General features: G+C 36.8%; 12 protein-coding genes and 1 riboswitch. Of the genes, 8 read left to right on the top strand and 4 right to left on the bottom strand.

Features of this window, described 5'->3' with window-relative positions; translation table 11 throughout:
* Window positions 1–7 precede the first annotated feature (7 nt).
* The gene (rpiB, locus tag ACTTKP_RS02730; RefSeq protein ID WP_442552397.1) at window positions 8–436 is read left to right on the top strand and encodes a ribose 5-phosphate isomerase B; all 429 of its coding nucleotides are present in this window, start codon (window positions 8–10) and stop codon (window positions 434–436) included.
* Here rpiB and ACTTKP_RS02725 read toward each other — a convergent pair.
* A complete protein-coding gene (locus tag ACTTKP_RS02725) occupies window positions 417–935 on the bottom strand; it encodes a DUF402 domain-containing protein (protein ID WP_442552370.1) in 519 nt (172 codons plus the stop codon). The two genes, rpiB and ACTTKP_RS02725, sit on opposite strands and share 20 nt — an antisense overlap.
* A gap of 88 nt (window positions 936–1023) precedes the next feature.
* Between ACTTKP_RS02725 and ACTTKP_RS02720 the strand changes: the two genes are divergently transcribed.
* The 4 genes from ACTTKP_RS02720 (at window position 1024) to metK (ending at window position 5225) form a co-directional block, all read left to right on the top strand.
* Window positions 1024–2046: a S66 family peptidase gene (locus ACTTKP_RS02720; RefSeq protein WP_442552369.1), complete on the top strand. Its 1023-nt coding sequence runs from the start codon at window positions 1024–1026 to the stop codon at window positions 2044–2046.
* The gene (locus tag ACTTKP_RS02715; protein ID WP_442552368.1) at window positions 2036–2596 is read left to right on the top strand and encodes a DUF5662 family protein; all 561 of its coding nucleotides are present in this window, start codon (window positions 2036–2038) and stop codon (window positions 2594–2596) included. Before ACTTKP_RS02720 ends, ACTTKP_RS02715 begins: the two co-directional genes overlap by 11 nt.
* Before the next feature lie 32 nt (window positions 2597–2628).
* Complete coding sequence (locus ACTTKP_RS02710) at window positions 2629–3672, top strand: PTS transporter subunit IIC (protein ID WP_442552367.1); 1044 nt, start codon at window positions 2629–2631, stop codon at window positions 3670–3672.
* A gap of 136 nt (window positions 3673–3808) precedes the next feature.
* A riboswitch (SAM riboswitch) is annotated at window positions 3809–3911 on the top strand.
* A 123-nt stretch (window positions 3912–4034) separates the two neighbouring features.
* On the top strand, window positions 4035–5225 hold the full coding sequence (gene metK / locus ACTTKP_RS02705) for a methionine adenosyltransferase (protein WP_442552366.1): 1191 nt from the start codon (window positions 4035–4037) through the stop codon (window positions 5223–5225).
* 53 nt (window positions 5226–5278) lie between these two features.
* Here metK and ACTTKP_RS02700 read toward each other — a convergent pair whose 3' ends face one another.
* The 3 genes from ACTTKP_RS02700 to ACTTKP_RS02690 form a co-directional block, all read right to left on the bottom strand.
* Window positions 5279–5683: a flagellar protein gene (locus ACTTKP_RS02700; protein ID WP_442552365.1), complete on the bottom strand. Its 405-nt coding sequence runs from the start codon at window positions 5681–5683 to the stop codon at window positions 5279–5281.
* Between the two features lie 94 nt (window positions 5684–5777).
* Window positions 5778–6497, bottom strand: a complete 720-nt coding sequence (locus ACTTKP_RS02695; protein ID WP_442552364.1) for a ComF family protein — start codon at window positions 6495–6497, stop codon at window positions 5778–5780.
* Window positions 6498–6499: 2 nt separating this feature from the next.
* Window positions 6500–7426: a nucleotidyltransferase family protein gene (locus ACTTKP_RS02690; protein WP_442552363.1), complete on the bottom strand. Its 927-nt coding sequence runs from the start codon at window positions 7424–7426 to the stop codon at window positions 6500–6502.
* A 400-nt stretch (window positions 7427–7826) separates the two neighbouring features.
* On the opposite strand from ACTTKP_RS02690, the gene ACTTKP_RS02685 reads away from it, so the two are divergent.
* The 3 genes from ACTTKP_RS02685 (at window position 7827) to secA (ending at window position 13229) form a co-directional block, all read left to right on the top strand.
* On the top strand, window positions 7827–9251 hold the full coding sequence (locus ACTTKP_RS02685; RefSeq protein ID WP_442552362.1) for a C40 family peptidase: 1425 nt from the start codon (window positions 7827–7829) through the stop codon (window positions 9249–9251).
* Window positions 9252–9877: 626 nt separating this feature from the next.
* Entirely contained in the window at window positions 9878–10405 is a 528-nt protein-coding gene (gene hpf, locus ACTTKP_RS02680) for a ribosome hibernation-promoting factor, HPF/YfiA family (RefSeq protein ID WP_442552361.1), read from the top strand.
* Window positions 10406–10655: 250 nt separating this feature from the next.
* Window positions 10656–13229 carry a preprotein translocase subunit SecA gene (gene secA, locus ACTTKP_RS02675; protein ID WP_442552360.1) on the top strand — a complete coding sequence of 858 codons (2574 nt, stop codon included), beginning with the start codon at window positions 10656–10658 and terminating at the stop codon, window positions 13227–13229.
* The last annotated feature ends 93 nt before the right edge of the window (window positions 13230–13322 follow it).

Genomic DNA, 13322 nt, shown 5'->3' with positions numbered 1-13322 from the left:
AAATAAGATGATAGCTATTGGAAGTGACCATGGCGGTTTTGCATTGAAGCAGGAAATTGTTAAGTATTTGACAGAGAATAACATAGGATTTAAAGATTTTGGATGCTATGATGAAACCTCCTGCGATTACACAGAGTATGGAAAGGCAGTAGCAGAGGCGGTAGCAGAAGGAAGTTATGAAAAAGGCATACTGATTTGCGGTACAGGTATAGGTATATCTATTGCTGCCAATAAAGTAAAGGGCATCAGATGTGCCCTTTGCAGCGACTGTTTTTCAGCAGAAGCTACCAGAGAGCATAACGATGCCAATATCCTCGCACTGGGAGGCAGGGTTGTAGGAGTCGGACTTGCGTTAAAGATAGTTGATATTTTCTTAAATACACCATTTTCAAATGAAGAGAGGCATATAAGAAGAATCAGCCGGATTGAGAGTTAAGATATTTTTCTAACTCTTTTATAGGTTCTTGAAGTTTGGAATAATCATTATTATAAATATAATCAAGCAGGGTATGAAAGCTATTTAAGGCTTTTATTTCCTGCTCTTTTGTTATATAATTTTTCTCAATGGCTTCAGCAAACTCATCTAAGTCGAGAATTTTAATGCTATTATCAGGGAAAACGATTAAATCTATGAGTAAATCGGTGAAGTTAATATCGTTTCCGTTGAAAGCCAGTTCAGATATATCGTTGTACCAGTAAAGTAAGTCTCCGTTTCCATCAAAAAGCTTGCTGGTTTTAATACCGAGTTTAGGATAATAAGCAGAAAAACCTCCTGAAATATCAGGTCTCAGACGGATAGCTTTCCAACCGGATACAATTAATTCGTCAGATACATAATAAATAGTATCGTGATTCAGGGTTATGATTTCATCAGGGATATATCGTCTTCTGGTAACAGTATAAGGTTTATAAAGTTCAGGGTTAAAATTAATCATTTTTTTACCTCGTAATATGTGTAAAAATATTTTATCTTATGGTATCATTTTATTTAGTATAAGTAAACCATATTTATAGGAGAAAAACATGTATATTCCAAAATTTTTAGAGAAAGATGATTTGATAGGAGTGACAGCTCCCTCAGCCGGCTATACAGAGCAGGTAGACCTTACAAAGCTTGAGAGTGCCAAGTTTAATCTTTCCGAAAAAGGTTATAAGCTTATTGAGACTGATAATGTCAGAAAATGTGAAAAGGGCAGGAGTTCCACGGGAAAAATCCGTGCAGAAGAGTTTTTGTCACTTATGGATGATGAAGCTGTCAAATATATAGTTTCTGTAAGTGGTGGAGATTTTCTTATGGAAATGCTTGAACACCTCGATTATGAAAAAATCAAGGCTAATCCGAAGTGGATACAGGGGTATTCTGATAATACAGGTTTAATTTATCCTATTACAACTATTTGTGACATGGCAACAGTTTATTCAGGGAACATAGGTGACTATGGCATGTCACTTTGGCATGATGGAGTTAAGAACAACCTGAAGCTGTTAGAGGGGAGGGGAATTATCCAACATGAGTTTGATTTGTTTGAAAATGAGTATGTTAAAAAAATAACAGGATATGAGGGGTATAACCTTACTGATAAAGTTGAGTATGAATATATCTCAACAAATAAGGCAGAAAATTTTAGTGGAAGGCTTTTGGGTGGTTGCCTTGATGTGCTTATTATGCTTTGTGGGACAAAATATGATAAGACTGTAGAGTTTGTGAGGAAGTATAAAGAAGACGGTATAATTTGGTATTTGGAAAGCTTTGACCTTTCTTCTGCAAGGCTTCAATGTGCTCTTTGGCAGTTAAAAGAAGCGGGCTGGTTTGAGGGAGCAAAGGGATTTTTATTCGGAAGACCTTGTTTCTTCAGGGAAGAATATGAGACAGACTTTAACGAGGCGGTTAAGACTGCGTTAGATGGTTTGGGGCTGCCTGTAATTACAGGTTGTGATATAGGGCACAGACCGCCCAGGATGACTATGATAAACGGGCTTATGGCAGAGGTAAAATTTGATGGCAGACATTTTGAAATGAGGTATACAGAATTAGATGGAAAATAGTAGCAGAGGCTTTCTTGTTAGATTATTCGGGCATATATCTACTGTGTGTAAGCATAGAGCCTTAGTGAGGAAGCATTGTTTTAGGCTGGGATTATATTGGCAGGGTATAACACATGATTTATCCAAATTTTCAATGACTGAGTTTTGGACAGGAGTTAAATATTATCAGGGAGATAAAAGTCCTAACTTTGCCGAGAGAAAGGCTAATAACGGATATAGCTATGCGTGGCTTCATCATAAAGGAAGAAATAAGCATCATTTGGAATATTGGATTGACTATGATTTAAGTGATGGTGCTACTATGATGGGACTTGAAATGCCGCCAAGATTTTTAGCAGAAATGTTTTGTGACAGGGTAGCTGCAAGTAAGACATATAGAGGTAAAGCTTATAAGAATTCAGACCCATATGAATATTTGATGCTTGTAAAAGACCATTATATAATTCACCCTAATACACTTTCGGAACTTGAAAAGATAATGGTTATACTTAAAGATGAGGGTGAAGAGGCAGCTTTTGACTATGTAAGAAAAGAAGTATTAAAAAAGTAATAAGGATTAAATCAGTGTTAAAGGAGTATGAGATGAGTAGGAAGTACAGCTCTGTAAAAGATTTTTTGAGTAAAAAAGAGATAGAAATTTCGTTTAAACGCTATGGTATTGATGTATTAGGGTCTATGGCAATGGGACTTTTCGCCTCACTTCTAGTGGGAACCATACTGAATACCATAGGTTTAAAACTTGGCATTCCGTTTTTATCGGAGGTAATATGGCCTATTGCTAAGGAAATGACGGGGCCGGCAATAGCGGTAGCAATAGCAATGGCTCTTAAAGCCCCTAATCTTGTAATATTTTCTTCGCTTGTAGTAGGCTATGCAGGAAATAAGCTAGGAGGACCGGCAGGAGCTTGGCTTGCAGCTTGGCTCAGTGTGGAGCTTGGTAAGATAGTATCAAAGGAAACGAAGGTTGACATCATTGTTACTCCGGCAGTTACTATTATTTCAGGAGTTGGAATAGGTAGTTTTTTAGGTCCTATAATAAATAATCTGATGAGCGGATTAGGTGAAACAATTATGGCTGCAACAACCTTAGAGCCTTTTTGGATGGGGATTATTGTTTCTGTAATAGTAGGAATTGTACTTACCCTGCCTATAAGCTCGGCGGCTCTTTGTATGATGCTTTCGCTTGCAGGACTTGCAGGAGGAGCGGCAACAGCAGGCTGCAGTGCCCAAATGATAGGTTTTGCAGTAATAAGTTTTAAGGAAAATGGATGGAGCGGTTTACTGGCTCAGGGTCTTGGGACTTCAATGTTACAGATTCCTAATATTTTAAAAAACTGGAAAATATGGATACCCCCAACTTTGGCATCTGCTATAACAGGTCCTGTTTCTACCATGGTATTTAAGATGGAAAATATTCCACTTGGCTCCGGAATGGGTACCAGCGGCTTGGTAGGGCAGATTGGCACTATTACTGCAATGGAAGAAGCAGGTGCAGATTTGGCGGGGACATATTTAGGAATAGCCATAGTACATTTTTTGCTTCCCGGAATACTAAGTTTTATGTTTTATGTAGTATTGAAAAAGATGGGATGGATTAAAGAGGGCGACTTGAAGTTAGATTTATAGAAAAAGAAAATAAAATAAAATATTCATTTGATAAAACAATAGCAATAAAATTGACAAATTACAGTTTGAAGAAATGGCTGAATTGTCTGCTTGACATAAGTATGATTATGTAGTACCATTTTAAAACAAAGATATTCTCTTATTCAGAGTGGCGGAGAGTGAAGGCTCTATGAAGCTACGGCAACCCCTGAAAATGGAAGGTGCCAACCTGAGCGAAGTTTTGATTCGAGCAATAAGAGGATTTGATTATGTTTGTCAAGTCCAAAAAGCTTAATAAAAATAAGAGAGGTTATCGTCAGATAGCCTCTTTTTTATAGAGAATTATCGTGGATAAAGTAAATATAACAGAAAAGGAGAAAATAATGGATAAGTTTATTTTTACTTCAGAATCAGTTACAGAAGGACATCCGGATAAAATCTGTGATGCAATTTCAGATGCGATACTCGATGCCTGCCTTAAAGAAGACCCTATGAGCCGTGTTGCCTGTGAGACGGCTACCTGTACAGGTTTTGTACTTATTACAGGTGAGATTACCACTAAGGCTAAGGTGGATTATGCCAGAATAGCAAGAGATACAATCAAAGAAATCGGTTATGATGATTCAAGAAAGGGTTTTGATGGAGAAACCTGTGCCGTGCTTGTGGCAATTGACGGTCAGTCGCCTGATATTGCAATGGGTGTAGACAAGGCACTTGAAGTTCGTGAAAATGAAATGACTGAATCGGAACTTTCTGCAATAGGAGCAGGAGATCAGGGAATGATGTTCGGCTATGCTTCAAATGAGGGAGATGAGCATATGCCTTATGCAATTTCGTTAGCACATAAACTTACAAGAAGACTTACAGAGGTTAGAAAGAATGGTACACTCCCATATCTCAGACCGGATGGTAAAAGTCAGGTATCTGTTGAGTACGATAAGGATGATAAGCCGGTAAGACTCGAGGCAATAGTTATATCAACTCAGCATGATGAAGAAGTAAGTCAGGATACTATAAGAAGAGATATAAGAACTGAAGTTATTGATAAGATAGTAGATGCGGCGATGGTAGATGAGAATACCAAGATATATATTAATCCGACAGGTCGTTTTGTAATTGGTGGACCTCATGGAGATGCAGGACTTACAGGAAGAAAGATAATAGTAGATACCTATGGTGGAGCAGCTAAGCATGGCGGTGGTGCATTCTCAGGAAAGGATGCTACAAAGGTAGACAGAAGTGGAGCCTATGTAGCAAGATATGTAGCTAAAAACATAGTAGAAGCAGGGCTTGCAGACAAGATTGAAATCCAGCTCTCTTATGCTATCGGAGTGGCTGAGCCAACCTCTATACTTGTAGATACCTTTGGAACAGGAACTGTAAGTGAGGATAAGCTTGTGGCAGCTATAAGAGAGGTATTTGACCTCCGCCCTGCCGGTATAATAAAGATGTTAGACCTTAGAAGACCTATTTATAAGCAGACAGCGGCTTATGGACATTTTGGAAGAACAGATATAGAGCTTCCTTGGGAAAAAACTGACAAAGTGGAAGAACTTAAAAAGATTTTGATGTAATTAGAGCCTAAAAAGACCTCATGATATTTTGAAAATCATCATGAGGTCTTTGGTTAATTATCAAGGAAACGCATTCTTTCCTTTTCTTTTTCTTTTTTCTGCGGAGCGGCAGGCTTAGGCTTTTCGTAAGCATTGTCAAGCTTGTTTATCATTTTTGTCTTACATTCTGCACAGAATCTACCTGTCCGAATCATTTTACCACAGTTATCACATTTTATTCCTATGCCTGAATCCTGTGAAAATGCCAGTCTTTCTTCTCTTATCCATTTTTTAATCTGAGGAATGGATACTTTACAGTTTTTAGCGACATCATTAATCTTTGCATTAGGATTTTCACGAATATAGTTTTTGGTAATTATAAATTTATTTTCTAATTTTTTCATGCAATTAGGACAGAGTCTTAATCCCGATGCATAATTAAATAAGTTACCACATGCCTTACAGTTTGTTACTTCCATACAGCCATCTTTCCTTTCTGAAAGTTGAAAAGTCTTACAGAATTAATTATATCATTTAAAAGTCTATTAGCCAATACCCTAAAATATTGATGTTTTAATTTGCTTTGACTGAGGCCAAGCATAAAACATAGACCTTCTCGGTACCGCTATCTTTAAGAACTTTAGAGCAGGCATCTGCGGTACTGCCGGTGGTATAAATATCATCAATTAGAAGAATATTTTTAAGATGTATATTATAATATTTAGAATTTTGGTTTATCGCAAAAGCATTATTGAGATTTTTTCTTCTGGAAACAGGATCGAGGTCTTTTTGAGCTTCGGTATTTTTAATTCTGATAAGGTAATCTGAAGCATTGGGCAGGTTAAGTCTCTTTGACAGGATGTCGGAAATAAGATTAGCTTGATTATATCCTCTTGTTATAAGACGATTTTGATGTATAGGGACAGGAACTAAAACACTGATATTCAGTTTTGAGATAAGAGATTCAAAATGTTCATACAACTTATCGGCATAATATTCAGCAAACTCTCGTCTGCCTTTATATTTGAAACGAGCAAGAGAAGTTCTTGAAATATCATTGTATGGCCAAAGAGAGAAAGCTTTGTCAAAGTTGAAGTCATATTTAGCGCAGGTTTCACAAAATTCTAAAGTTGTAGAAGTAATTTGTCGTCCGCATTTGTAACAAAGAGGTTCATGCAGAGGCATTAATATATCTCTGCATGAATCACATACAAGCCCTCCTTTCGGTAGGACAATATCGTCACAGACCGGACACCGTTTGGGGTAGAGCAATTCAGTCAGTATTTTTAACATATTTACCTCCACAAAGCTTCCGGATAAATTCCTTTTTGTATTAATTTGTGGAGAGAATTTTCAACAAGTTTTTTATCTTCTTTAAATGTAACACCGAACCAGTTTGCAGAAGTCTTGACTATTTCCACATCTATCAGGTTTTCGCTCAATAATTCGTTGATGGCAACCGGTATAAGGAATTCCGATTTTGTAGGGTTATTATTATTTAGATTATCTAAAAAGTCAACAAATTTCTTTTCGAGCATTGGGAAGATGGCAGGAGTGAATCCCATCATATTCATTGAGACGGTATCCGATGGAGAAAGAAGCCGTTTGTTTCCACATGAATCAGAACCGATTATCCCATCGTTTTCCTGTTGAATAGAAAAAGTTTCTTCTATAGAAAGGAGCTTACCGTCATCCTTATATTTACATACTCCTCGAGTGACACTTCCGTTATTACTCAAAGTATTTTCTAAAGGGTATCCCACAATGCAGAACTTCGGTTTTTTCAAATTGAGTATAGAATTAGACAGAAAAACCTGAGATTTTACATAAGAATCTTTGCCGTAAAAGTCGTCAGCATTGATTACTAAAAAAGGTTCATCTATGTATTCTTTAACGGAAAGAATGGCTTGGGCTGTACCCCATGGTTTGGTGCGTCCGTCCGGGATGCGGTAACCTGCAGGAAGGTTGTCTAAAGATTGAAAGACTATATGTATAGGAATATCAATAGAATTTATGAGCCTATTCCCTATAATCTTCATAAAGTCATCCTGTATATCTTCCCGTATAATAATTACAATCTTATCAAAGCCTGCCCTTATAGCATCAAAAATAGAATAATCCATTATAATTTCGCTGTTTGGACCTACAGATTCAAGCTGCTTAATACCGCCATAACGACTTCCGAGACCGGCAGCCATTATGACCAAAGAAGTAGTATTCATAAGACTATTACCTCCGAATATATTTATGATTATTTAACATTAATTTTATCACAATAAGCTTGTATAGTCAAAAGAGAAAATCATCTACAGATGTAGAATAAAATAATGCTAAAAATTCTACAGCAGTAGACAACATAACAATAAATGTTACAAATATTACAATTTTCTTAAGTAATGGTCAAATTTCAACTAAAAGCCGTCATTATTGGGTTAGATAGAATTTATTCTTAATGTGACAATCTTTAAATTATTACAAAAGTAATTAAAAATTAATGAAAAATTACTGCCATATAGTTGACAATAAGTCTGTATTGTGCTATGATTTCAATCGTGAAGTTAATAAATTTGTAATAATTGTTTTTAATGATATAAAAGCAGCAGCTTTTAGGGAGGTTACTTGATGCGTCGTAAAGATTTCTTTCTTAGATGTGGGGTGGGAGCAGCAGTTGTTGCAGTGTCGGCAGCTATGCTTTCAGGCAATGAGGGAGTACAGGCAGGAAGTAATGCTAAGGTTAGTGGACTTGCAGGTATTTCACTTTTTGTAGACAATGCATATGTACAGGGAGAGAACAGGGTTGTTAAGGCAGAGCTTGATTCCGTTGTTCCGGTTGATGAGATACTCAGTTCTTTCAATGGCAATATGGTAACTGCATTTGCGTTAGACACAGTAAGTGGAGTAGCTGAAGACGAAAACAGTATAGAGATTACTGAAGATAAGACTGCAGCCGGAGAAAGTACAGATGCTTCAGATGAAGATGGAAGCGAGGGCGATAAGACAGCGGACGAGATGGAGTCTACTGAAGAAGAAGTAAAATCTAAATATGAGAACATCGGAATATCTATTGCTGACCCATATGTTAACATTAGAAAGAAGCCGGGCGAAGATAATGAAATTATCGGTAAGCTTTATAAAGGTAGTAAATGTGATATTATAAAAGATAAAGGTGACTGGGTAAAAATTGAGTCTGGTAATGCTAAGGGTTATATTAAGGCAGAGTATTTGGCAAGAGGTTTTGATGCTGAAAAGCTTATAGATGAATATGGTACAAAGGTGGCTGTAGTTAATACCGAGACACTTAATGTAAGATTTGAAGACAGTACAGATTCCAGAATTGCTACTCAGATTCCTATGGGCGAGAAACTTCTTGTATTACAGAAAAAAGGTGACTGGTATGAGGTTTCTGTAAATGATGATGGGGAAGAAAAGTTGACCGGATGGGTTGCAGCTGAATTTGTAAATGTTAAGATTCAGTGGAAGCATGCTATAACAATTAAAGAAGAAAAGGCTGAAGAAGAAAGAAAGGCAGCAGCTGAAGCGGCTTTGGCAGCTCAGCAGCAGGCTCTTGCAGCAGAGCAGGCAAGACAGCAGACCTCATATACAAATAATAGAACTAACAATACAGTTCAGACAGTAGAAAAACAGAAGGCACCGGAAAAAGTTTATACAAGTGAAGGTGGAACTGCTAAAGGACAGAATATTGCTAATTTTGCTCTTAACTTTGTAGGAAACCCATATGTATGGGGAGGAACAAGTTTAACAAGAGGTACTGACTGTTCAGGTTTTGTAATGTCTGTATATGCTAACTTCGGTATTGGTCTTAACAGAACATCCAGAGCTCAGGTATCAAACGGCTATGCAGTAGGAATGAATGAACTTCAGCCGGGTGATTTGGTATTTTATGCAGCAAACGGAAGAAGGATATCACATGTTGCGCTGTATATAGGTGGAGGTAAGGTTGTACACGCAAGTACTCCTCGTACAGGAATTATAGTATCATCCGTATATCATCAGTCACCATATTGTGCAAGAAGAATTGTTAAATAAAATAATTGGATGTATAGCGGACGCCGGAATTGGCGTTCGCTTTTTTGTGCGAACTGAAAATTGGAGAATAACTCAATGAAAAAAATAGGTATTTAAATAGAAGTCGCACATATTTATAATTTTTGCTAAACGAAGTAAATTTTCTGAATTTTCTGAATTAAATAAAATTGATAAAAAACTTGACAAATAATTATTTGTGCAAAATATATAAGATAAAATAGGGATATTAATGGAAATAAAGAGTAAGAATTTGTTTAGAAAAGAAATCCACATAATTTATCCACATAATTTTATCAAATTTATGGCTGACAAAAGGTTATACACAGAGTTATCCACATTATCCACAATTTTATGAAGCGACCGGTCTATGTCAAGAATGAAAATTTGTTTTGTCTGTATTGATAAAAATGTTAAAATATACTAAAATGTTAAAATCAGACTTGATATAAAAAATAAAATACAATTTATAAAATATTACAAAATATTCAGACAATAAAAGAAAGAATTATAAATGTATTTGATTTTTTATCGGATCTATTGTATAATGAAATCAGCACTAAACCCATATCTGTTATGGGTATAATCTAGAGCTGCTACAAAGAACAGCAGCGGAAAAGAGGTATTGTATGAAATATGTTATTAGTGGCAGGGGAACAAATGTTACTGATGGACTTAGGAATGCTGTTGAAGAGAAACTTGGTAAGTTAGAGCATTATTTCACGCCGGATACTGAAGTGCATGTAACTCTCAAGGTTGAAAAAGACAGGCAGAAAATAGAAGTTACCGTTCCGGTCAAGGGTCATATAATAAGGGCTGAACAGGTTAGCGATGATATGTATGTTTCTATTGATCTGGTTGAGGATATTATTGAGAGGCAGTTAAGAAGATATAAGACAAAAATAGTTGATTCGAAGCAGAGTGCAAGTAATTTTACATCTGAGTTTATGCAGGAAGATGAATATGATGATGAGGAAGTAAAGGTTATAAGGACTAAGAGATTTGCTGTAAAGCCTATGGATCCTGAAGAGGCTTGTGTGCAGATGGAACTCTTAAACCATAGCTTCTATGTTTTTAGAAATGCAGAAACTGACGAAGTAAATGTAGTATATAAGAGAAAACATGGTGATTATGGTCTTATAGAGCCTGAATTCTAAGATAGAAGAGTCGTAAGTGCCAAAATTCAGATAATGTACTTATGATTATGTATTGTAACAGACTGTCTGATTTTGGCACTTTATATAATATAATGTGAACAAAATGTAAAAAAATGCCCTTTGGGGCATTTTTTTATTGAAACATATTCAAACTAATGTTAAAATGAATAGTATGAGTTAATATATCAAGAACTATGCTGATATATCTTATCCTGATTTTAGGAAAAATGATGAGTAAAAGAGGAAGATTATGAGTTTTATTGAAAAGATTTTTGGTAGCCATAGTGAGAGAGAAGTTAAAAAGCTTAAATTTGCAGTTGATAAAATAGAAGAGTTAGGACCTGCGATGGAAGCATTAAGTGATGAGGAGCTGAAGGCTAAGACAGCTGAATTCAAAGAGAGGCTCGGTAAGGGAGAGACTCTTGACGATCTGCTCATAGAAGCTTATGCAGTAGTGCGTGAGGCTGCTTGGAGAACACTTCAGCAAAAACCGTACAGAGTTCAGGTTATGGGTGGTATTATCTTACACCAGGGAAGAATAGCAGAGATGCGTACAGGTGAAGGTAAGACTCTCGTTTCTACAATGCCTGTTTATCTTAATGCCCTTGAGGGAAAGGGTGTACATGTGGTTACTGTCAATGATTATCTTGCAAAGCGAGATAGTGAGTGGATGGGACGGGTACATACTTTCTTAGGACTTACTGTGGGTTGTATCTTAAATGATATGGAACCTGAAGAGAGAAGGGAAGCATATAACTGCGATGTTACATATGCAACCAATAATGAACTTGGTTTTGACTATCTTAGGGACAACATGGTTATTTACAAAAATCAGCTTGTTCAGAGAGACCTTCACTATGCGGTAATCGATGAGGTTGACTCTGTACTTATTGATGAAGCCAGAACTCCTCTTATTATTTCAGGGCAGAGCGGTAAGTCTACTAAACTTTATGAGCTTTGCGATATACTTGCAAGACAGCTTAAAAAGGGAGAGGCAAATAAGGAGCTTAGTAAGATAGATGCCATCATGGGTGAGGATGTAGTTGAAACAGGTGATTTCATCGTAAACGAAAAAGATAAGAATGTAAGTCTGACCCTTGACGGAGTTGCCAAAGTAGAGAAGTTCTTTAATATTGAAAACCTTGCTGATGCGGAGAATCTTGAAATACAGCATAATATTATACTTGCTCTTCGTGCACATAACCTTATGTTCAGGGATCAGGATTATATAGTAAAAGATGAGGAAGTACTTATTGTAGATGAGTTTACAGGTCGTGTAATGCCGGGAAGAAGGTATTCCGATGGTCTTCATCAGGCTATTGAGGCTAAGGAAAAGGTTAAGGTTAATAGAGAGAGCCGTACTCTTGCGACTATTACTTTCCAGAATTTCTTTAATAAATATAATAAGAAGTCAGGTATGACAGGTACAGCTCTTACTGAGGAGAAAGAGTTTAGAGATATTTACGGAATGGATGTTATTACCATACCTACTAATCGACCTGTACAAAGAATTGACCATGAAGATGCTGTGTATAAGACAAGAAAAGAAAAGTTAAATGCAATAGTAGAGAATATAGCTGAAGCTTATGAGAAGAAACAGCCTGTGCTTGTAGGTACTATTTCTATTGAGAAGTCCGAAGAAATTTCTGAAATGCTCAAGAAGAAACATATACCTCATAAGGTACTTAATGCTAAGTTCCATGAGCTTGAGGCGGAAATAGTTGCCGATGCGGGACAGCCGGGCACTGTAACAATTGCAACCAACATGGCAGGTCGTGGTACGGATATTAAGCTTGGTGAAGGTGTACTCGATCTTGGAGGTCTTAGAATCATAGGAACTGAAAGGCATGAGTCAAGGCGTATAGATAATCAGCTTCGTGGACGAGCAGGAAGACAGGGAGATGTGGGTGAATCAAGATTCTATCTTTCCCTTGAAGATGACCTTATGAGGCTTTTCGGTTCAGAGAAGCTTAAGACAATGTTTGACTCTATGGGACTGCCTGAGGGAGAAGAACTTAACCATAAGATGCTTACAGGAGCCATTGAGAGGGCTCAGAAGAAGATAGAGAGCAACAACTTCAGTATCCGTAAGAACCTTTTAGACTATGATAAGGTTAATAATGAGCAGAGAGAAATCATCTATGCAGAAAGAAGAAGGGTGCTTGACGGCGACAGTATGAGGGAAGTTATTTACAAGATGATAACTGAAACCGTTGAAAATAAAATCAATATGTGCATAGGAGATGATTCTGTAGCTGAAGATTGGGATATTGATGAGTTAAATCGTCTTCTGCTTCCTATCTTCCCATTTGAAGAGGTTAAGCTTACAGAAGAAGAAAAGAAGCATATGAGGAAAAATGAGCTTGTTCAGAAACTTAAAGAGCAGGCGGTTAAGCTCTATGAAGAAAAAGAGGCTGAGTTCCCTGAGGCTGAGCAGATAAGAGAGATTGAGCGAGTTATTCTTCTCAAGGTAATTGATACCAAGTGGATGTCTCATATAGATGATATGGATCAGTTACGCCAGGGTATAGGTCTTGCAGCTCTTGGACAGAAAGATCCTCTTGTAGAATACAAGTTTGCAGGTTATGATATGTTTGAGGACATGACTACGGCTATAAGTGAAGATACTGTAAGAGCTCTTATGCATATTAGGATGGAAGAGAAGGTAGAAAGAGAAGAGGTTGTTAAGGTAACAGGTACTAATAAGGATGAATCTGTAGGTAAAGCACCGGTAAAGAGGGTAGAAAAAAAGATAGGCTCTAATGATCCTTGTCCTTGTGGAAGCGGCAGAAAGTATAAACATTGCTGTGGAAGAACCAACTAATTCTTTTTATGATAAAATTTAGATAAGATAATATCTTATGAATGGAGTTGAGATATAATGAAAAAAATCGAAGACTATATTAGAACAATACCT

The organism is Catonella sp. (assembly GCF_052169795.1).
Lineage (GTDB): Bacteria > Bacillota > Clostridia > Lachnospirales > Lachnospiraceae > Catonella.
Note: the sequence above shows the minus strand (reverse complement) of the source record. Positions and strands in the feature narration are given on the sequence as shown.

Bases quoted from the DNA above. Each gene is read 5' to 3' on its own strand.
- ACTTKP_RS02720 (WP_442552369.1), top strand. From the start codon at position 1,024: ATGTATATTCCAAAATTTTTAGAGAAAGATGATTTGATAGGAGTGACA.
- metK (WP_442552366.1), top strand. From the start codon at position 4,035: ATGGATAAGTTTATTTTTACTTCAGAATCAGTTACAGAAGGACATCCG.
- rpiB (WP_442552397.1), top strand. From the start codon at position 8: ATGATAGCTATTGGAAGTGACCATGGCGGTTTTGCATTGAAGCAGGAA.
- ACTTKP_RS02715 (WP_442552368.1), top strand. From the start codon at position 2,036: ATGGAAAATAGTAGCAGAGGCTTTCTTGTTAGATTATTCGGGCATATA.
- ACTTKP_RS02685 (WP_442552362.1), top strand. From the start codon at position 7,827: ATGCGTCGTAAAGATTTCTTTCTTAGATGTGGGGTGGGAGCAGCAGTT.
- ACTTKP_RS02700 (WP_442552365.1), bottom strand. From the start codon at position 5,683: ATGGAAGTAACAAACTGTAAGGCATGTGGTAACTTATTTAATTATGCA.
- ACTTKP_RS02725 (WP_442552370.1), bottom strand. From the start codon at position 935: ATGATTAATTTTAACCCTGAACTTTATAAACCTTATACTGTTACCAGA.
- secA (WP_442552360.1), top strand. From the start codon at position 10,656: ATGAGTTTTATTGAAAAGATTTTTGGTAGCCATAGTGAGAGAGAAGTT.
- ACTTKP_RS02710 (WP_442552367.1), top strand. From the start codon at position 2,629: ATGAGTAGGAAGTACAGCTCTGTAAAAGATTTTTTGAGTAAAAAAGAG.
- hpf (WP_442552361.1), top strand. From the start codon at position 9,878: ATGAAATATGTTATTAGTGGCAGGGGAACAAATGTTACTGATGGACTT.
- ACTTKP_RS02695 (WP_442552364.1), bottom strand. From the start codon at position 6,497: ATGTTAAAAATACTGACTGAATTGCTCTACCCCAAACGGTGTCCGGTC.
- ACTTKP_RS02690 (WP_442552363.1), bottom strand. From the start codon at position 7,426: ATGAATACTACTTCTTTGGTCATAATGGCTGCCGGTCTCGGAAGTCGT.